This is a genomic window from uncultured Bradyrhizobium sp. (assembly GCF_936928535.1).
GTDB lineage: Bacteria > Pseudomonadota > Alphaproteobacteria > Rhizobiales > Xanthobacteraceae > Bradyrhizobium.
The window spans coordinates 44766-63070 of record NZ_CAKZHY010000091.1; the positions used below are offsets into that span (position 1 = coordinate 44766).

The window sequence follows — 18305 nt, forward strand, 5'->3', positions numbered from 1 at the left end:
CATGGGCGGCAGCGACGCACGCGCCCTCTCCCGCTCGCTGCTCGATTTGTGCCGGATGCGCAAGCTGACGATCGCGACCGCCGAGTCCTGCACCGGCGGCCTCGTCGCCGGCGCGCTGACCGACATCCCCGGCTCGTCTGACGTCATCGACCGCGGCTTCGTCACCTATTCCAATGAGGCCAAGCGCGCGATGCTCGGCGTCGAAGCAGGCACTCTCGCCAATTTCGGCGCAGTCAGCAAGGAAACCGCGACCGCGATGGCGGTCGGCGCGCTTGAACGCGCGGATGTCGATCTTGCCGTTGCCATCACGGGAATCGCGGGTCCCGGCGGCGCAACGCCGGGCAAGCCGGTCGGCCTTGTCCATTTCGCCGCCGCCGCGCGCGACGGCCGCATCATCCATCGCGAGCAACGTTTTGGCGCGATCGGCCGGACCGCGGTGCGCCAGCGCTCGGTGGTCGAAGCCCTGCGCATGCTGATGGAGCTCGCCCGCGGCCCGCAAGTCGCAGCCAAGCCGCAACGCGCTGCCGCGAGCCGCCTGCGTCCCCGCGTCACGCGCACGCCGCGCAGGCATGCGACAAAGCGCCGGCCGCCACGCTCGCCGCGGGGCTGAGGCGCACCGGCATTTTGCAGGGTGGATTACGCTGACGCTAACCCACCCACGAACCTACACCCTCTTGCATGCGTCATCTCCAGTTTTCAAAAAGGCATGCATTTCTGTCGAATTCGATCGTCATGTGCGATGCAGCGGACGCGACCAAATGTCATCGCGCTCCTGCGACCTTGCGCGGAAAAATATTGGCGCAATAATGCCGCTCTACGTTGTGCTCCGGAATCAACCGGACCAGCCTTGTGGAGGGCGACAAGGTGTTCGCTCGCGTCGCGGCTTCGGCCGTACTCGTTGTCACTTTGGCCGCCTTTGATGGTGCGGCTGCGCAGACGGCCAATCAGGCGCCGGATACGATGGCGGCCCGGGTCGAGGCCTGCACGCCCTGTCACGGCAATAAGGGCGAAGGTACCAGCGACGTCTATTTCCCGCGCCTCGCCGGCAAGCCGGCCGGCTACCTCTACAACCAGCTCCTTGCCTTCCGCAGCGGCCGGCGCAAATACCCACCGATGAACTATCTGCTGGAGTTCTTGCCTGATCCGTATCTGGAGGCGATGGCAGAATATTTTGCTGGGGAGCACCCGGCGCTGCCGCAGCCCGTGCCGAGCGACGTCAGCAAGGAGGTCCTCGCGCAAGGCGAGCAGCTCGCGACCAGCGGCGATGCTAGCCGCAACATCCCAGCTTGCGTCAGCTGTCACGGCCCGGGCCTCACGGGCATGCAGCCCGGCATCCCCGGCCTGCTCGGCTTGCGCGCCGCCTATATCAGCGCCCAGCTGGGTGCCTGGCGCTACGGCACCCGCACGGCGAAATCGCCCGACTGCATGCAGCTCGTCGCCGGCCATCTGACCGAGGCCGACGTCACCGCGGTCGCGGCCTGGCTTGCGACACGCCCTGCCCTCGACAATCCTGCTCCCGTGGCCAAAGGCACCTACGCACTGCCCTTCGGCTGTGGCAGCCAGCCCAACTGACGAGGCGGATGATGGGCTCGAAACTCTCGATCGCACTCCTCGCTCTCGCCGCGTTCACCACGTCTGTGCAGGCACAGGACAAGGACATCATCGCGCGTGGCGAGTATCTCGCCCGCGCTGGTGACTGCACGGCCTGTCACACCGCGCCCGAGGGGCGCCTGTTCGCCGGCGGCCGCGCCATGCCGACGCCGTTCGGCACGCTTTACACCTCGAACATCACGCCGGATCCCGACACGGGAATTGGCAAATGGAGCGCCGACGATTTCTACAAGACCATGCATAGCGGGCGCTATCCGGACGGCGGGCTGATCTATCCGGCAATGCCATTCGCCTCCTACACCAAGGTGACCCGCGCCGATAGCGACGCGATTTTCGCGTATTTGCGTTCCATCGCGCCGGTGAACCAGAAGAACCGGCCGCACGAGCTGCGCTTCCCTTATGACAACAGGCAGCTCATTTTGGGCTGGCGCACGCTGTTCTTCAGCGAGGGCGAATTCAAGCCCAATCCGACGAAATCGGCCGAATGGAATCGCGGTGCCTATCTGGTCGAAGGCCTCGGCCATTGCGGCATGTGCCATTCGCCGATCAATGCGCTCGGCGGCACGTCGCAATCGGACGCCTTCAAGGGCGGCCTGATCCCGATGCAGAACTGGTACGCGCCCTCGCTCACCTCCAACCGTGAGGCGGGTCTCGGCGACTGGAGCATCAAGGACATCACCGACCTGCTCCAGACCGGCGTCTCCGCGCGTGGCGTGGTCTACGGTCCGATGGCCGAGGTCGTGCACAACAGCCTGCAATATCTCGACGACGCCGACACCAAGGCGATGGCGGTGTACCTGAAGGGCATCGCGGAAGGCTCGACGCCGCCGCCGGCGAGCACGGTGCTGCCGAACACCGAGAGCAGCCTGCTGATCAGCCTCGGCAAGACCGTCTACGATAAGGACTGCGCGAGCTGTCATGGGACGCAGGGCGAAGGCAAGCCGCCGCACTGGCCGCCGCTCGCCAACAACCAGTCGATCGAGATGCAGTCCGCCGTCAACCCGATCCGCATGGTGCTCAATGGCGGCTATCCGCCGGGTACCAAGGGCAACCCGATGCCTTACGGCATGCCGCCCTTCGCCGGCCTCCTCTCCGACAACGAGGTCGCCGCCGTCGTCTCCTACATTCGCACGGCCTGGGGCAATCGCGGTACGCCGGTCTCGGCGCGCGAGGCCAACGAGCTGCGTTCCGCACCGCTGAACTGAGAGGCATCATGTTCAACTCCGATCAGCCGACCAGCCCGGCGGCCGCCGACCAGGCCGTCGAGGAAGTCGTCGCGCAAGGACCGTCCGGCGCGATCGTGGTCGCCGGCATCGCCACGGCTTGCGTGGTGGCGATGTGGCTTGCGTTCTATCTGTTCGTCTTCTTGCCGCGAGGGCCGCTGCAATGAGCGCAGAAGACACCCATGGCAGCGTCGAGGTCGCCGCCCGCGTCGAGCGACGCTGGGCCGCCATTGCCGTCCTCATCATCGTGGGCATGGCGCTGCTGGCGGCTTTCGCCGGCATCCATCAGGCCACCATGCCGCAGCCGCGTGTCGAGACCACCGATCCGTCGCGCATTCATCTCACAGGCGAATTCGTCGAGAGCAATCTCGGCAGCGTGCTGGAGGCCAACGGCAATGTCACCGTGCGGGCGATCGGGCAGCAATATTCCTTCACGCCGGCCTGCATCGTGGTGCCCGTCGATACGCCGATCACGCTGCGCGCCACCAGCGCCGACGTCGTTCACGGCATCCTGATCCAGGGTACCAACGTCAACACCATGCTGGTGCCGGGCTACATTTCCGAGCAGCTGATGCGCTTTGCCAGGACGGGCGACTATCTGATGCCGTGCCAGGAGTTCTGCTCCTTCGGCCATGAGGGCATGTGGGGTAAAGTCAAGGTAATCGACAAGACCGACTTCGCATCCCGCGCGAAGTCCGACGGGAGGCTGAGCTGTGTTGGCCAATAGGAAGCTCATCCTCGCCCATTTCTCGTTTGCCTTCGCCGTGTTTGGCGTCGCGCTGACGCTCGGCGCCTGGCAGATGTTCATCCGCAGTCCGATCGGCACCTGGCTCTCGAACCCGGAGCTCTACTACCGCTCGCTGACTGCCCACGGCACAGTGATGGGCTACGTGTTCCCGACGCTGGTCGCGATGGGTTTCGGCTACGCCATTAGCGAATCCGCGCTGGAGCAGCGCCTGGTCGGCGTGCGCTGGGCCTGGACAGGATTCTGGCTGATCGTCTTCGGCAGCGTCATGGCGGTGACCCCGATCGCGCTGGGGCGCGCCTCCGTGCTCTACACGTTCTATCCGCCGCTGATCGGCAATCTGTTCTACTACCTCGGCGTCGTCCTGGTCGTTGTCGGCTCCTGGATCTGGGTCGCGCTGATGTCGATCAATCTGCGCGTCTGGCGCAACGCCCATCCCGGTGCGCCAGTGCCGCTCGCCATGTTCGCCAACGTCGCGGGCTCATATCTGTGGGCCTGGACCGCGGTCGGCGCCGCGCTCGAGCTGCTGCTCCAGATCATCCCCGTCGCGGCGGGGCTGAAGAACACGATCGATGCCGGCCTCGCCCGTATCTTCTTCTCGTGGACGCTGCATGCCATCGTCTATTTCTGGCTGATGCCGACTTATATCGCCTATTACACCATCGTGCCGCGCGCGATCGGCGGCCGGGTCTATTCCGACACCATGGCGCGGATCTCTTTCATCCTGTTCCTGGTGGTGGCGATGCCGATCGGCATGCACCACACGTTCGCCGATCCGCAGGTCGGCGCCGGCTTCAAGTTCATCCATTCGGCCTTCACGGCGCTGGTCGCACTGCCGACGCTGCTGACGGTGTTCACGATATGCGCCTCGGTAGAGATCGCTGCGCGCCTGCGCGGCGGCCGCGGCCTGTTCGGCTGGATCAGGGCCCTGCCCTGGGACAATCCGATGCTGCTGGCGCTGGCGTTCTCGTTCGTCATGCTCGGCTTCGGCGGCGCGGGCGGGCTCATCAACATGAGCTATCAGCTCGATGCGTCGATCCACAACACGCAATGGATCACCGGCCATTTCCACCTGATCTTCGGTGGCGCCATCGTGATCATGTATTTTGCGATCGCCTATGACCTCTGGCCGCATCTGACGGGCCGCGAGATGATCGATGTCAGGCTGATCCGCACGCAGCTCTGGCTGTGGTTCATCGGCATGATCGTCACGACCTTCCCGTGGCACTGGGTTGGCATCCTGGGCATGCCGCGCCGCATGGCCTATTTCGACTTCGGCGATCCCGCCATCGCGCCGCAGGCGCTGTCGGTGATTTTCTCCGTGATCGGCGGCTTCATTCTCCTGGCCTCGGGCATCCTGTTCCTGGTCATCCTTGCCCGCGGCATGCGCGCTCCTCAGGCAGACGCCGGCGCCTATCGCTTTGCGATCGCCGTGCACCAGCCGACGACCGTGCCGGTTGCGCTCAACACCCATGCGCTGTGGGTGGCGCTGATGATCGCGCTCACCATCACCAATTATGGCTATCCAATCCTCAATCTCGCGACCACGGCGGGAACATCGGTGCCGGCCGTCTATGTGGGAGCGCAGTGATGGGCACGCGCGACCTCTTCACCTTCAGCAATCCGCACTTCGCGCGTGGCGTCGGCATCACCGCCGCGATCCTGATCTTGACGGCGATTGCCGGCTTCATCGTGCTGCCTTTCGCACAGCCCTGGGTCCAGTTCGCCAATGTCTGGGACGCGATCTGCAGCGCGGCCGGCGTGCCACAACGCGCTGCGAGCGTCACGGCGCCCGAACAGGCCAAACGCCTGTCGGAGGTGGTGCTGACCTCGCACACGCTGTCGCGTCCGAGCCAGGAGGCCATCGGTCGTGGCGCGACGCTGGCGCAGCGTTGTGCGATCTGCCACGGGCCGACCGGAATCAGTCGGGCGGATTCGCCCAACCTTGCCGGCCAATATGCCGCCGTGATCTACAAGGAGCTGTTCGATTTCCGCTCGGGCGCGCGCTCCAATGCCGTGATGTCGCCGTTCGCCGTCAACCTCACCGATGAAGAAATCGCCGATCTCTCAAACTATTACGCCTATCTGCCGCGGCTGCCGGCCTATCACCCGACGCCGCAATTGCCGAAGCCGAACATCGTCATTTACGGCGCGCCGATGCGCGGCATCGCGCCCTGCGGCGCCTGCCATGGCAGCCTCGACAACAAGACCGGAAGCCCGTGGCTCGAGGGACAATCCGAGGCCTACATGAAGGCGCAGCTCCAGGCGTTTGCGTCCGGCGAACGCCACAACGATATCAGCCAGCAGATGCGCAACATCGCCCGCGCGATGACGCCGCAGGAGATCGAGGCCGCCGCGGCGTACTATGCTTCGCAGCCGCCGGAGGTGGTGAAGGCGGTGGATTGATTACGACGACGCCAGCTTCGGCCGGCCGTAGATCGCATCCGCCCGTTTTTCGAACGCGATGGAAAAGCGCGCGAAGGCCGCGTCGAACATCGAGCCCATCAGCATCGCCAGCATGCGGCTCTTGAACTCATAGGCGAGGAAGAAGCCGACGTCGCAGAATTCATTGCCGTCCTGCTGGCCCTTCGGCTCGAACGTCCAGCGGTTTTCGAGATTGCTGAACGGACCTTGCAGATATTCCACCAGGATCTTCAGATTGGCGCGGTCGAGCGTGACGCGGCTGGTGAAGGACTCTTTCACCAGTTTGAACGACACCGTCATGTCGGCGACCAGCACCTCGGTGCCATCGGGCTTGGCCATGCGCTGGCGGATCTTCAGCGCGCTGCACAGCGGCACGAATTCCGGATAGCGCTCGACATCGGCGACCAGATCAAACATCTCGGATGCGCTGTGATTGACACGGCGCTTGCTCGAAAATTTGGGCATATCAGTTCAGCGGGTGCTAGCTGCCCGCGCCGCCTTCAGTCGCGCAAAATCCTCGCCGGCGTGATGCGACGAACGGGTCAGCGGGCTCGCCGATACCATCAGGAAGCCCTTGGTGTAGGCGACCTTTTCGTACGACGAAAACTCGTCCGGCGGCACGTAGCGCATCACGGCGTGATGCTTGCGGGTCGGCTGGAGATATTGCCCGATGGTGAGGAAGTCGACGTCGGCGGAGCGTAAGTCGTCCATCACCTGCTGCACCTCGTGGCGCTCTTCGCCCAGGCCAACCATGATGCCTGACTTGGTGAAGATGGCGGGATCGAGCTCCTTGACCCGCTGCAGCAGCCGGATCGAGTGGAAATAGCGCGCGCCAGGCCGCACCGTGAGATAGCGCGACGGCACGGTCTCGAGATTGTGGTTGAAGACGTCGGGCCGCGCAGCCACGACGATTTCGAGCGCGCCTTCCTTGCGCAGGAAGTCCGGCGTCAGGATCTCGATCGTGGTCGAAGGACACGCGGCGCGGATGGCACGGATGGTCTGGGCAAAATGCTCGGCGCCGCCGTCGGCGAGATCGTCGCGGTCGACCGAGGTGATGACGACGTGGGCGAGGCCGAGCTTGGCGACAGCCTCGGCGACGTTGTGCGGCTCGGCCGCATCCAGCGCGTTGGGCAGGCCGGTCTTGACGTTGCAGAAGGCGCAGGCCCGGGTGCAGGTGTCACCCATGATCATGAAGGTGGCGTGCTTCTTGTCCCAGCACTCGCCGATATTCGGGCAGCCGGCCTCCTCGCACACCGTGTGCAGCCCGTTGGCGCGCACGATGTTGCGGGTGTCGGCATAGCCGCGGGTGTTGGGCGCGCGCACGCGGATCCAGTCCGGCTTCGGCGGCGAAGCGGAATCAGGGCGATTCACCTTTTCAGGGTGGCGCGGGCGCAGCGGGTTCGTGATGGTATCGACAATAACGACCATGATCTGTCCGGTCTGTTCAGGTCCTACCTAGTCGGTCTGGCTGCCTGCCGCAACCCGGCTCGCGCCGCCTCAGGGAACATGGCAGATATGGGCAATATCCTGCTCTGTTCTCAGGCGATTCTCACCTCGAATGGCTCCAGTCTCGAAGACGCCCACACCCCGGCTCGGCAAGGCCCTGAAGCGCAGCTTTTTCGATCGCGACGTCCGCGAGGTTGCCCGCGACCTGATCGGCGCGACCATGCTGGTCGACGGCGTCGGCGGGGTCATCGTCGAGGTCGAGGCCTATCATCATACCGAGCCGGCGGCGCACTCCTACAATGGTCCGACGCCGCGGAACCAGATCATGTTCGGTCCGCCCGGCTTTGCCTATGTCTACCGCTCCTACGGCATCCATTGGTGCGTCAACTTCGTCTGCGAGGCGGCAGGCTCGGCCGCCGCCGTGCTGATCCGCGCGCTGGAGCCAACGCATGGCCTCGCCGCGATGCGCCGCCGCCGTCACCTCCAGGAGGTGCACGCCCTGTGCTCGGGCCCGGGCAAGCTGACCGAGGCGCTCGGCATCACCATCGCGCACAACACCCTGCCCCTCGATCGTCCTCCGATCGCGTTGCATGCGCGGACCGAGGATGTCGAAGTCGCGACCGGCATCCGGATCGGCATCACCAAGGCGGTTGAGCTGCCCTGGCGCTATGGCGTCAGGGGCTCGAAATTCCTCAGCAAGCCGTTTCCGAGATAGCTGTTGTCGTTCCGGGGCGCGTCGAAGACGCGAACCCGGAACGTCGAGGTTCCGGATTCGATGCTCCGCATCGCTCCGGAATGACGACGAGGTTACGACGCCTGCTTCAGCCGCTCCAGCGCCTCGAGCAGCTTGGCCTTCCGGGCCAGCGCCGCCTCGCGCTTTTCGCGCTCCTCCTCGACGACCTCTTCGGCCGCGTTGGCCACGAACTTTTCGTTCGCGAGCTTGGACTCGGCACGCTTGATGTCGGCGTCGGCCTTCGCGATCTCCTTGTCGAGACGCGTGCGCTCGGCGGCCACGTCGACCACGCCCTTGATCGGCAGCGCGGCCACCTCACCTCGAACGAGCAGCTGAACGGCGCCGTCAGGTGCGCGGTCGGCGAAGGAGATCTCGGACAGCCGGGCCATGCGCTTAATGACGTCAGTCCAGCGCGGCGCGCGTTCCTTGGTTTCTGCCGAGGCACCCGCGAGCACCAGCGCCGTCAGCGTGGCCGGCGGAATGTTCATCTCGGCGCGGACCGAGCGGATTTGCGTGACCAGATCGATCACCCAGCCGATCTCCGCCTCCGCCTTGGGATCGGTGAAGTCGGCATGGTCGAAGATCGGCATCACGAACGCCGGCGAGACCAGCGGATCGGTCGGTCCGGCCGCGGCCGCAAGCATCGCAAGTTGCTCCGGTGTCGGCTCGGTCCGCTTCAGAGGCCAGTCAGCCAGTGCAAGCAGGCCGTCGCGTTTGGCTGTCACTTCCCACAGCTCTTCGGTGATGAAGGGCATGAAGGGGTGCAGCAGCTTCAGGATCTCGTCGCGCGCCCAGGCCACCATGGCGCGGGTCTCGTCCTTGGCGGGGCTGTCAGGGCCGAGCAGGACGGGCTTGGCGAGTTCGACATACCAGTCGCAATAGACGTTCCAGACGAAACGATAGATCGCGCCGGCAGCATCGTTGAAGCGATAGGCTTCGATGGCTTCGGTCACTTCGCGCGTGGTGTGCGCGCTCTCATGCGCGATCCAGCGGTTCAGCGTTTCCTTGGCCTTGGCCGGCTCGAACCCATCGGGTAAGGCGCAATGGTTCATCTCGGCGAAGCGCGAGGCGTTCCAGAGCTTGGTCGCGAAATTGCGGTAGCCCTCGACTCGGCTGGTGGCGAGCTTGATGTCGCGCCCTTGCGCGGCCATCGCGGCCAGCGTGAAGCGCAGCGCGTCGGCACCAAATTCGTCGATCAGGTTGAGCGGATCGATGACATTGCCTTTCGACTTCGACATCTTGGCGCCCTTCTCGTCGCGGACGAGGGCGTGGATGTAGATCGTCGAGAACGGGATCTCCTTCATGAAATGAAGGCCCATCATCATCATCCGGGCGACCCAGAAGAAGATGATATCGAAACCTGTCACCAGCACGTTGGTCGGGTAGTAGCGCTGCACCTCGGGCGCATCTTCAGGCCAGCCGAGCGTCGAGAACGGCCACAGCGCCGAGGAGAACCAGGTGTCGAGCACGTCCTCGTCGCGCGTGATGAAGCCCTCGCGCTTGTTGCGGTCGAGCGCCATCTCGCGGCCCTGCTCGGCCGTGATCACTTCCTGCTCGACGTAATAGCCGAGCGCGTGGCTGATCGCCTCTTCCTCTGTCTCTGCGACGAAGACCTTGCCGTCGGGGCCGTACCAGGCCGGGATTTGATGGCCCCACCAGAGCTGGCGCGAGATGCACCAGGGCTGGATGTTCTCCATCCACTCGAAATAGGTCTTTTCCCAATTCTTCGGCACGAAGGTCGTCTCGCCCGAACGCACCGCCGCGATCGCAGGCTTCGCCAACGTCTTGGCGTCGACGTACCACTGGTCGGTCAGATACGGCTCGATCACGCTGTTCGAGCGATCGCCGTGCGGCACCATGTGGGTGTGCGGCTCGATCCGCTCGACGAAGCCGAACGACTCCAGCCGCTCGACGATGCGCTTGCGCGCCGCGAAGCGGTCGACCTTGTTGAATTCCTCGGCGAACTGCGAAGCACCCTCCGGCAGGCCCTTCAAATAATCTTCGTTGTCGATGAGGTCGAGGCAGCCCTCCTTGTCCAACACGCTGATGCGGCGCAGGCCGTGGCGATTGCCGACCTCGAAGTCGTTGAAGTCGTGCGCCGGCGTCACCTTCACCGCGCCCGAGCCCTTCTCGGGATCGGAATATTCGTCGGCGACGATCCTGATCTTGCGACCGACCAGCGGCAGGACCACGTTCTTGCCGATCAGCTTCTGATAGCGCTCGTCCTCGGGATGCACGGCTACGCCGGTGTCGCCGAGCATGGTCTCGGGCCGCGTCGTGGCGACCACGATGAAGGTCGAGCGATCCTCTGGATCGAACGTCTTGCCCTCGATCGGATAGCGCAGATACCAGAGGTGGCCCTTCACCTCGGTCTGCTGCACTTCGAGATCGGAGATCGCGGTCAAGAGCTTGGTGTCCCAGTTCACCAGCCGCTTGTCCTTGTAGATCAGCCCTTCGCGGTGCAGCTCGACGAACACCTTGATGACGGCCTTGGACAGGCCCTCGTCCATGGTGAAACGCTCGCGCGACCAGTCGCAGGAGGCACCGAGGCGCTTGAGCTGGTTGATGATGGTGTCGCCACTTTCGGCCTTCCACTGCCAGACCCGCTCCAGGAACTTCTCACGGCCCATCTCGCGGCGGCCGGGCTGCTGGCGCTCCATCAGTTGGCGCTCAACCACCATCTGGGTGGCGATGCCGGCATGGTCGGTACCGGGCTGCCACAGCACGTCGCGGCCGCGCATGCGCTCGAACCGGCACAGGATGTCCTGGAGCGTATTGTTGAGGGCGTGGCCCATGTGCAGCGAGCCCGTCACGTTCGGCGGCGGGATCACGATGGTGAAGGGCACCGCGTCGCGGCGGTCGGGACGGCCGGCCTTGAAGGCGAGGCTGTCCTCCCACACGACGGACATGCGGGCTTCGATATCGGCGGGTCGGTAGTTTTTCTCGATCATGGGGCTGCTAGAAAGCCGCGCGCGGGGTTCAAGTCAACGGAAAGCTCAGCGGCAAAAGGGCTTTCCGGCCCGACCGGCAGGTCTTGTATGACACAGGAGCAGAGCTTTATCGGGGCCGTGGGGCCCGGTTCAGCGGCCGCCGCGCGAGACCCGCTCGATTTCGGCCTTCACGATGCGTTCGACCAGGCCCGGCAGATTGTCGTCGAGCCAGGATTTCAGCATCGGGCGGAGCATCTCCTTGACCAGATCCTCGAGCGTGCGCGCGTTGCTGCTGAGCACCGTGTGGGCCAGCGAGTTGAAGGCGGATTCGACCGCCGAGACGGTCGACTGGGCCAGAATCGGCTGCTGCGGCGGCAGCGGCGGCGCGTCGTAATCAACAGGCGCGTAGGACGGTGGAGGCGCCGGACGCGGCGGCGGCGCCTCGGCGAATTCCAGATCGTCGCGCGGCTCGACCTTCCGGACGCTCGGCGGCGGCGGCGCCGGGGTCGGCTCTGGATCCATCGCCATATCGTCGGTCAGTTCGAGCACGTCAGGCTCAGGCTCAGGTTCGGGCTCCGGCTCCGGTTCAGGCGCCCGTACCTCAGGCGCAGATGTGGCTTCGTCGAGCCCCGCCAGCAGCGCGTCGATGTCGTCCTGGTTGTTGGGGCCGGCATCAGCGGCGGGCGCGGGCGGCGGTGGCGGCGCAGGCTTGGCGGCCGGCGGCGGCGCGGGCTTTTCCGCCGCAGGTTTTGCGGGTGCAAGCTTCGACGGAGGAATGTCGGCCATCGGTTTTGCTGCGGGCGCAGGTGCGGGCTTTGCAGCCTCTGCGGGCGGCGGCTTGGCCTCATCATCGGCAATGATGCGCCGGATCGAGGCCAGAATCTCCTCCATGGAGGGTTCTGTGACCTTTGCAGGCTGCGTCATCTCCGACTCCACATCATCAACGCCCTCGCATGCGTTGTTTTACACCAAGCACGACGGCATTGGCCGGTTCCGGATGCGTCGTCCGACATTTTCGTCGCGACAGCCAGACTTGTCCCCAGATCACGGCTCAACGTGAGGCGGCGCGCCCCTGCCCCATCACTCAAGCATTAAGCACGCAACATCGGATGCGGGCCGAATCGACCAGCAGCATCTTGGCAAGGCTATGTCAGAGCTTTTGACGATTGCAAGCAAAGCGCCGGTCGGACTCTGCAGTTTGCGAGGCCGACCGGTGAACTACGGCCATCAGCGTCCGTCGGGCGTACGCACGCCGACCCAGCTGTCGCGGACCTGCTGGTAGTGCACGCTCGGATCGTAGACCGTGGTGCTGAGCCCGAGCACTTGCGGTGCAAGGCGGCCAACGGCGCTGAGCACGTTGTAGGATGCAACGACCCGATCGTGCTGTGCGGTGACCAGCGCGACGCGCGCATTGACCAGCGCCTGCTGGGCGTTGAGGACGTCGAGGGTCGTACGCTGACCTGCCTTGGCTTCTTCGCGCACACCGTTCAGCGCGATCTCGGACGCGGTGACCTGCGCCTGGGCGGACTGCACCTGTGCCTTGCCGGCTTCCAGCTGACCCCAGGCCTGTACGACGTTGGCGCGGGCTTGATCTCGGGTAGTTTCAAGGTTGAGACGCTGTTGCGCCAGATTTTCCTTGGACTGGCGGATCAGCGCATATTCAGCTCCGCCCTGAAAGATCGGCACGGACGCCGTCGCGATTGCAGAGGCGCTACTGGTTCGGAAAATCGTCAGCTGCTGCTGGTAGGCCGTGCTGACACCAGCCTGGACCGTGACGGTCGGCAGCAGCGCGCCTTCGTTGATCTTCACCTGGAGATAGTTGACGTCGATGCCGTACATCGCGGCCGTGACGTTGGGGTTCTCCACCAGGCTGAGATTGACCGCGGAGGCGATCGAGCCGGGCAGGAAGCGATCGACCGGTGAGCCCGGGGCAAGATTCGACGGCTCGTTCCCAATGATCCGACGGAAGTTGGCGCGCGTCGTTGTCAGATTTGATTCGGCGGTCAGGGCCTGCGTTCTGCCGGCGGCCAGCTGAGCTTCGGATTGCGCCACGTCCGTGCGCGTCACCTCGCCGACGTTGAAACGATCGCGCGTTTGCTTGAGCGTCTGCTCGAGCACGCGCACGTTGCTGCGCTGAACCTCCAGCGTTGCCGCATCGCGCAGGTAGTCCATATAGGCCGTTGCGGCTTGCAGCAGGACCGTCTGCTCAAGCACGCGCAATGCCTCGCGCGCCCCCGAGACCTGGCTCTCCGCCGCGCGAGTCCTATTGGCGGTCTGATTGCCGTTATAGAGCGTCTGGTTGACGGTCAGGCTGGCGCTGTTTGGTTGAAGGGGCGGGTCGCTGTGGATCGCCAAGCCTTTTTGTATAGCCTGGATATCCTGGTATTGATATCCAGTGGAGAGGCTCAAATTGACCCTGGGACGATAGCCCGACAGGGCCTGCGGCACGTTCTCGTCGGTCGAGCGCACTTGCGCGCGTTGCGCGTTGAGCTGCGGATTGTTCTGATAGGCGCGCACGAGCGCAGCCTCGATCGTATCCGCCAATGCAGGCGTCGGTCCGGCGAGCGCCGCCAGGAGAACCGAAACCGCGGCTCCGGTGAAAAGCTTCACCCCATGCATCCCTGAAATTCCGTTCATTCTCACGCCAGACTCGTGCCCGCGGGCCTGGTTACCGTATCCGAGTGGAGTCGTTGCCCCGCAGCAACATAGGACGTGGTCAAGCGCGACGGAACTACCTCAGGGTAGTTCTCAGTGGAAACTCTTCACGTGCAGCATCCCGGCCACACTTCTGATTCAGAACGGGATTTTAATGGGGTTTCGGCCGTCAGAAGACGAAGGCGGCGGCCCGTTCCAAGCCGGGCAGCACCGGCGCAGCCGCGTCGAACAGCGGCCGATAGCCGAATTCGCCGTGCGAGCGGGTCACGATCATGGCCCGCGATGGCCTGGATTCGGCCGAAACCCCCACCAGGCGTCCGCCTTCCCTGAGTTGGCCAAACAAGCCGTCCGGCGTCACTTCGGTAGCCCCATTGAGGACGATCACGTCATAGGGCGCCGCGGACGGGTCGCCTTCGGCACAGGCAGCAGCCTTGCAGGTGACATTGGTGAGCCCAAGCGAGGCGAAGGCACCCTGCGCTTTCGCGGCTAGAGCCGAATCGCTTTCCGTTGCCGTGACCTGGCGCGCAAGCTTCGCGGTCAGCGCGGCGACGTAACCGGTCGCGCAGCCGACCACCAGCACGCTGTCACCCTCGCCGATCTCGGCCGCCTGGAGCAGGCGCGCGGTCAGCGCCGCCTTGATCAGATAGCGCTTGGAGGCGCCTTCACTGACGTCGAGATCGAGGTCGAGATAGGCCAGCGCCTGCCGGCTCGCCGGCACGAAGGCCTCGCGGGGAACCGTGAACATGGCATCGAGAATGCGGCGATCAGTGACGTCATTGGTGCGCACCTGGCCATCGACCATTTTCTGGCGCGCGGTCGAGAAACCGGACATTTGCAGACCCTGCAAGGCGGACGATGCCGCGGAGAAAAGTTGGCGGCATCTTTGGAACAGGCTCTGCGAAAACGCAACACGTCCGTTCGCCGGCCGGCCAACGGCTGCGCAACGCCCGGGCGTGGAGGTACGACGGCCTATTCGATCGCGACCGCCAGACGGCCAATCAAGGCCGCCACTTCGTCCAGCCGCGCCGAATCGGGCGTCTCGACGGCGCGGGCGAGACAGGCAAGGCACTCATCGTCGCTCAATTCAGGGATATCGGCCGGCAGAATCGAGGGGGCCTGGTGGGCACGGTCGATCTGGATGTCGCGCATGGGAATCAGCTCCGTAAGAGTCCGGCCCAACAACGCTCGATGCCAATTAAGTCGATTTGGTGCCGCCAGCATTACGGTGCGTGTCTCGGCGTACACATCCGCTTGAATACGATTCTGCTCAGAATGCCGGTGTGATGGCGCTGAGAGATTGGTCAAGCAGGATCGCACGCCACATCAATGTGCGCATGCAAATAATTGAAAGTAATGCGGAATTTGGCTCCCCGGGCTGGATTCGAACCAGCGACCATCCGATTAACAGTCGGATGCTCTACCGCTGAGCTACCGAGGAAAAGGGCGAACCATTCGTTCGCGCGCGCTGCGTATAACAAAGCCGATTGCGCTTGCAAAGGACGAATTCGTCATCATCCGCAAAGCATCAAGGAAGGGCTGATCCAGCCCTCCCCGAGGCTTGCGTCAGGCCGGACTACTCGGCGACGAATGAGGTGGTCTTGGTGCCGGGATCGTAGCGCAACCGCAGCGCGGTGAACTTGCAGAGGTTGACGTTCTTCCAGAGAACGGACTCGTCATAGCTCTGCCAGTCGACACGGATGTTCCAAACGCACCCCTCGTCATCATCGTCGAACTCGACATAGGTGCTCGCCTGGTTCTGCAAAACCTTGTCAAGTTCGTTGTCCCATTCGTCCAGGCCATCGTCAGGAGCGTTGAAGCCCAGGAATTTGATGGCGTAGCCGGTCTCGTTGACGACAGTGACGTTGCGGGCATCAGCGGCAAAGGATGCCGTGGCGGCGAGAGACAGGCCAACGGCGATCAGTCCGGAGAGAAAATACTTCATCTGAAATCTCCTGATCGAAACAGGCCTCAGCGCCTGACGTCGATCGGCGCAGGCGCCGCGGCAACAAACGGCGTTGCCTCCAGAGATTCGTCCGGAGCGCAGTCGAAAGCTTAATACACGATCGAACTGCGCTCCGGAGCCGTGCGCGACGCGAGACGCGCAGGGCTGTTCTTATCGTTGCGCTTTCTCAGCAGCAATGAACCGGCATTCATAGATCAGCGCTGTTCGCTTTCTCCGGCGCGGGCACAGCCGCCGGCGTTACCGCCGCACCGTTTGCCTTGCCGGTCACGGCGCCGACCAGCGTCTTGACGGGATCATCGCCCGGCGCAAAGCCGCTCTGGCGCAGGATCTCGTCGATCATCGGACGCAGCGCATGCACCTTGAGGAGTTCGCCGGCGAGCCCCTCCCCGAAGCCGACGCCGCCGCCCGCAGCCCCGTTACCGCCGAATGCGCCGCCGGTGTGCAGGATGCGGACGTCCTTGAGGTTGGCGATCGGCCTGACCATCTCCGCCAGCGCCGAGGGCATCGTCTCGATCCGCTTCTTGGCGATCTCGAAATCGATGACGTTGGCGCCGAGCTTGTTCTGCGCCTCGTTCTTCATGGTGATGACGGCGGCCTCGGCCTCACCGATATTGCGGACACCGACCGCCTTGATCTTATTGGACTCGGCTTCGGCCGTGGCCAGCGTCTTGACGGCCTCGGCACGGTCGAGCGAAGCCTTCTTCTCGGCTTCGGCCGCGACGATCAGCTCGGTCGATTTGCGCTCGGCCTCGGTGCGGGCGGCGAGCACCTGGGTCAGGCGGGCACGGTCTGCGACCTCGACGGCACGCGCGGTGACCACCTTTTCCTCCGCGGAAACGGCGAGCGCTTCGGCCGTCTTGGCCTGGGCCACGGCTTCCGAGGTCTGCTTGCTCTTCGACGCGATCTGGATCTCGTTCTCCTGCGTGGCGATCTGGATCTCGCGCTGGGCGTCGGTCTTGCGCTTGTTGATGGCGAGATCCGACTCGATCACAGCCGTTTCCTTGACCTGCTTGGCGCCCGCTTCCTTCTCGGCGACCGCCCGATCGGTGTCGATGCGGGCGTTCTCTTCCGTCAGGCGTGCGGTCTGTGTCGCGGTCGCGACCTCGGCGCGGGTGCTCGCGGTCTTGTTGGCAATGTCGCGCTCCTGCGACAGCTCGGCCTCCTTCTTGGTCCGCTCGATCGTCAGGGTTTGCTGGCGCGCCTCGAGGTCCTTCTGGGCGATCGCGACCTCATTGTCGCGCACGATGGCGTTACGGTCGCGCCGGCGGGTTTCAGTGATGGTCTTGAGCTGGGTCAGACCTTCGGCGTCGAAGAAGTTCTCGGGGTTGAAGAACTTGACGTCGGTCTGGTCGAGTTTTGTCAACGACACCGACTCCAGTTCAAGACCGTTGGACTTGACGTCGGATTCCACGGTCGCCTGCACGTGCTTGACGAAATCGCTGCGCTTTTCCTGCAATTCCAGGATGGTCATGGTCGCCGCCACCGAGCGCAGGCCGTCGACGAACTTGGCTTCGACCTGGTTGCGCAGGGCTTCGGCATCATTGGTCAGGGCGCCCAAGGTCTGGCTGGCAAGGGCGATGCTCTCGTCGTCGGGGCGAACGCGGACGTAGAATTCGGCGACGATGTCGACGCGCAGCCGGTCCTTGGTGATCAGGGACTCACGCTCCTTACGCTCGACCGTGAGCCTGAGCGTCTTCAGATTGACACTGGCATACGAATGGAAGATCGGCAGGATCATGGCGCCGCCGTCGAGCACGACCTTCTTGCCGCCGAGGCCGGTGCGCACGAAGGCCTCGTCGCGCGTGGCGCGCTTGTAGAGAATGGTGAAGATGATGCCCAAGACGATGATCAGCGCAACGCCGATCACGGCCGGGACTGCAATGTCGAACATGACTTTCTCCAAAATTGACTTAGCTGCTGCTTAGAGCGGGTTTGGTCGGTTTCAGTTCATCGTCGGCCCTGACCGCGACGAAACGGGTATCGACGCGATCGACCAGCAGCACCAGCGTGCCCTGCGGCAGTGGCGATGAACTGGGCGCGGCCACCGCGGAGACGAAGTGGCGATTGCCGTGGATGTCGGCGACGCTGACGCGGCCGGGCGGACCCTGGTCGAGTGGGCCGACGACGACCTCACCCACGCGTCCGACAAGATCGCCGAGGCCGATCGCATAGCTTTCATCCTTCGGAATGATCCGTGCGATGCCCCGGCTCGCGCCGCGGACCAGCGGGACCGAGACGACGACGGCCGCGAGCGAAGCGAGACTGGCCGGCAAGGACCCGGCCACCATCCGGGCGACGTCCTGGATCAGGAAGCCGGTGATCGAGAAGGCGCCCAGTGCCAGCAGCAGGAAGATCAAGAGCGGCACGCCGCCGACATTGATCCAGGAGATGGCGTTGATGACGCCGTTATCGCTCGGATGGCTGAAATCGATGCTGGTGCCGAGCATCTCGCTCAAGGAGGCCCCTACCAGCATCGTGACCACTTCGAGCGTGCCGACGATGAGGATCATGGCCGCCGCGATCGCGAACGGCCTGACCTCCGGCGCCATGACGTGTTCGAGCAATGTGCTCATGA

Annotated in this window: 18 protein-coding genes and 1 tRNA gene; 8 read left to right on the forward strand and 11 right to left on the reverse strand. The window is 64.3% G+C overall.

Translation table 11 applies throughout. From position 1 onward, the window contains the following. Nucleotide 1: 1 nt before the first annotated feature. The 7 genes from Q0687_RS13920 (at nt 2) to Q0687_RS13950 (ending at nt 5985) form a co-directional block, all read left to right on the forward strand. Entirely contained in the window at nt 2-610 is a 609-nt protein-coding gene (locus tag Q0687_RS13920) for a CinA family protein (RefSeq protein WP_298877554.1), read from the forward strand. 254 nt (nt 611-864) lie between these two features. Next, nucleotides 865-1572, forward strand: a complete 708-nt coding sequence (locus Q0687_RS13925) for a c-type cytochrome (protein WP_298877556.1) — start codon at nt 865-867, stop codon at nt 1570-1572. Nucleotides 1573-1583: 11 nt separating this feature from the next. Continuing rightward, nucleotides 1584-2816 carry a cytochrome c gene (locus tag Q0687_RS13930; protein ID WP_298877748.1) on the forward strand — a complete coding sequence of 411 codons (1233 nt, stop codon included), beginning with the start codon at nt 1584-1586 and terminating at the stop codon, nt 2814-2816. An 8-nt stretch (nt 2817-2824) separates the two neighbouring features. After that, the gene (locus Q0687_RS13935; protein ID WP_298877557.1) at nt 2825-3001 is read left to right on the forward strand and encodes a hypothetical protein; all 177 of its coding nucleotides are present in this window, start codon (nt 2825-2827) and stop codon (nt 2999-3001) included. Then, nucleotides 2998-3561 carry a cytochrome C oxidase subunit II gene (locus Q0687_RS13940; RefSeq protein ID WP_298877558.1) on the forward strand — a complete coding sequence of 188 codons (564 nt, stop codon included), beginning with the start codon at nt 2998-3000 and terminating at the stop codon, nt 3559-3561. Before Q0687_RS13935 ends, Q0687_RS13940 begins: the two co-directional genes overlap by 4 nt. Beyond that, nucleotides 3548-5170 carry a b(o/a)3-type cytochrome-c oxidase subunit 1 gene (locus Q0687_RS13945; RefSeq protein ID WP_298877560.1) on the forward strand — a complete coding sequence of 541 codons (1623 nt, stop codon included), beginning with the start codon at nt 3548-3550 and terminating at the stop codon, nt 5168-5170. The genes Q0687_RS13940 and Q0687_RS13945 overlap by 14 nt, the downstream gene beginning before the upstream one ends. Further along, nucleotides 5170-5985: a c-type cytochrome gene (locus Q0687_RS13950; protein WP_298877562.1), complete on the forward strand. Its 816-nt coding sequence runs from the start codon at nt 5170-5172 to the stop codon at nt 5983-5985. The genes Q0687_RS13945 and Q0687_RS13950 overlap by 1 nt, the downstream gene beginning before the upstream one ends. On the opposite strand, the gene Q0687_RS13955 is transcribed toward Q0687_RS13950, so the two are convergent. Beyond that, nucleotides 5986-6468, reverse strand: coding sequence for an SRPBCC family protein (locus Q0687_RS13955; RefSeq protein ID WP_298877564.1), 483 nt, complete (start codon nt 6466-6468; stop codon nt 5986-5988). A 6-nt stretch (nt 6469-6474) separates the two neighbouring features. Beyond that, entirely contained in the window at nt 6475-7431 is a 957-nt protein-coding gene (gene lipA, locus Q0687_RS13960; RefSeq protein WP_298877566.1) for a lipoyl synthase, read from the reverse strand. Nucleotides 7432-7561: 130 nt separating this feature from the next. Here lipA and Q0687_RS13965 point away from each other — a divergent pair, with 130 nt between their 5' ends. Beyond that, nucleotides 7562-8164, forward strand: coding sequence for a DNA-3-methyladenine glycosylase (locus tag Q0687_RS13965; protein WP_298877568.1), 603 nt, complete (start codon nt 7562-7564; stop codon nt 8162-8164). A gap of 92 nt (nt 8165-8256) precedes the next feature. Here Q0687_RS13965 and Q0687_RS13970 read toward each other — a convergent pair whose 3' ends face one another. The 9 genes from Q0687_RS13970 to Q0687_RS14010 all read right to left on the reverse strand — a co-directional run bounded on the left by Q0687_RS13970 (nt 8257) and on the right by Q0687_RS14010 (nt 18303). Then, entirely contained in the window at nt 8257-11133 is a 2877-nt protein-coding gene (locus Q0687_RS13970; protein WP_298877570.1) for a valine--tRNA ligase, read from the reverse strand. A gap of 129 nt (nt 11134-11262) precedes the next feature. After that, entirely contained in the window at nt 11263-12036 is a 774-nt protein-coding gene (locus tag Q0687_RS13975) for a DUF2497 domain-containing protein (protein ID WP_298877572.1), read from the reverse strand. Nucleotides 12037-12339: 303 nt separating this feature from the next. Continuing rightward, on the reverse strand, nt 12340-13731 hold the full coding sequence (locus Q0687_RS13980; protein WP_298877750.1) for a TolC family outer membrane protein: 1392 nt from the start codon (nt 13729-13731) through the stop codon (nt 12340-12342). Between the two features lie 205 nt (nt 13732-13936). Continuing rightward, nucleotides 13937-14599, reverse strand: coding sequence for a protein-L-isoaspartate O-methyltransferase (locus Q0687_RS13985; RefSeq protein WP_298877574.1), 663 nt, complete (start codon nt 14597-14599; stop codon nt 13937-13939). Nucleotides 14600-14736: 137 nt separating this feature from the next. Continuing rightward, nucleotides 14737-14916 (reverse strand): hypothetical protein, encoded by a 180-nt coding sequence (locus Q0687_RS13990; RefSeq protein WP_298877576.1) that lies wholly within the window; start codon nt 14914-14916, stop codon nt 14737-14739. Between the two features lie 214 nt (nt 14917-15130). After that, nucleotides 15131-15205 (reverse strand) — tRNA-Asn (locus Q0687_RS13995). A gap of 135 nt (nt 15206-15340) precedes the next feature. Beyond that, entirely contained in the window at nt 15341-15709 is a 369-nt protein-coding gene (locus Q0687_RS14000; protein WP_298877577.1) for a hypothetical protein, read from the reverse strand. 208 nt (nt 15710-15917) lie between these two features. Then, on the reverse strand, nt 15918-17621 hold the full coding sequence (locus Q0687_RS14005; RefSeq protein WP_298877579.1) for a flotillin domain-containing protein: 1704 nt from the start codon (nt 17619-17621) through the stop codon (nt 15918-15920). Nucleotides 17622-17640: 19 nt separating this feature from the next. Further along, complete coding sequence (locus tag Q0687_RS14010) at nt 17641-18303, reverse strand: OB-fold-containig protein (RefSeq protein ID WP_298877581.1); 663 nt, start codon at nt 18301-18303, stop codon at nt 17641-17643. Nucleotides 18304-18305 lie beyond the last annotated feature (2 nt).

What these genes read in the sequence shown, in the direction of transcription:
- Q0687_RS13920 (WP_298877554.1), top strand. Translation starts at nt 2, where the DNA reads ATGGGCGGCAGCGACGCACGCGCCCTCTCCCGCTCGCTGCTCGATTTG.
- Q0687_RS13930 (WP_298877748.1), top strand. Translation starts at nt 1,584, where the DNA reads ATGGGCTCGAAACTCTCGATCGCACTCCTCGCTCTCGCCGCGTTCACC.
- Q0687_RS13935 (WP_298877557.1), top strand. Translation starts at nt 2,825, where the DNA reads ATGTTCAACTCCGATCAGCCGACCAGCCCGGCGGCCGCCGACCAGGCC.
- Q0687_RS13940 (WP_298877558.1), top strand. Translation starts at nt 2,998, where the DNA reads ATGAGCGCAGAAGACACCCATGGCAGCGTCGAGGTCGCCGCCCGCGTC.
- Q0687_RS13950 (WP_298877562.1), top strand. Translation starts at nt 5,170, where the DNA reads ATGGGCACGCGCGACCTCTTCACCTTCAGCAATCCGCACTTCGCGCGT.
- Q0687_RS13955 (WP_298877564.1), bottom strand. Translation starts at nt 6,468, where the DNA reads ATGCCCAAATTTTCGAGCAAGCGCCGTGTCAATCACAGCGCATCCGAG.
- lipA (WP_298877566.1), bottom strand. Translation starts at nt 7,431, where the DNA reads ATGGTCGTTATTGTCGATACCATCACGAACCCGCTGCGCCCGCGCCAC.
- Q0687_RS13965 (WP_298877568.1), top strand. Translation starts at nt 7,562, where the DNA reads ATGGCTCCAGTCTCGAAGACGCCCACACCCCGGCTCGGCAAGGCCCTG.
- Q0687_RS13970 (WP_298877570.1), bottom strand. Translation starts at nt 11,133, where the DNA reads ATGATCGAGAAAAACTACCGACCCGCCGATATCGAAGCCCGCATGTCC.
- Q0687_RS13975 (WP_298877572.1), bottom strand. Translation starts at nt 12,036, where the DNA reads ATGACGCAGCCTGCAAAGGTCACAGAACCCTCCATGGAGGAGATTCTG.
- Q0687_RS13980 (WP_298877750.1), bottom strand. Translation starts at nt 13,731, where the DNA reads ATGCATGGGGTGAAGCTTTTCACCGGAGCCGCGGTTTCGGTTCTCCTG.
- Q0687_RS13985 (WP_298877574.1), bottom strand. Translation starts at nt 14,599, where the DNA reads ATGTCCGGTTTCTCGACCGCGCGCCAGAAAATGGTCGATGGCCAGGTG.
- Q0687_RS13990 (WP_298877576.1), bottom strand. Translation starts at nt 14,916, where the DNA reads ATGCGCGACATCCAGATCGACCGTGCCCACCAGGCCCCCTCGATTCTG.
- Q0687_RS14000 (WP_298877577.1), bottom strand. Translation starts at nt 15,709, where the DNA reads ATGAAGTATTTTCTCTCCGGACTGATCGCCGTTGGCCTGTCTCTCGCC.
- Q0687_RS14005 (WP_298877579.1), bottom strand. Translation starts at nt 17,621, where the DNA reads ATGTTCGACATTGCAGTCCCGGCCGTGATCGGCGTTGCGCTGATCATC.
- Q0687_RS14010 (WP_298877581.1), bottom strand. Translation starts at nt 18,303, where the DNA reads ATGAGCACATTGCTCGAACACGTCATGGCGCCGGAGGTCAGGCCGTTC.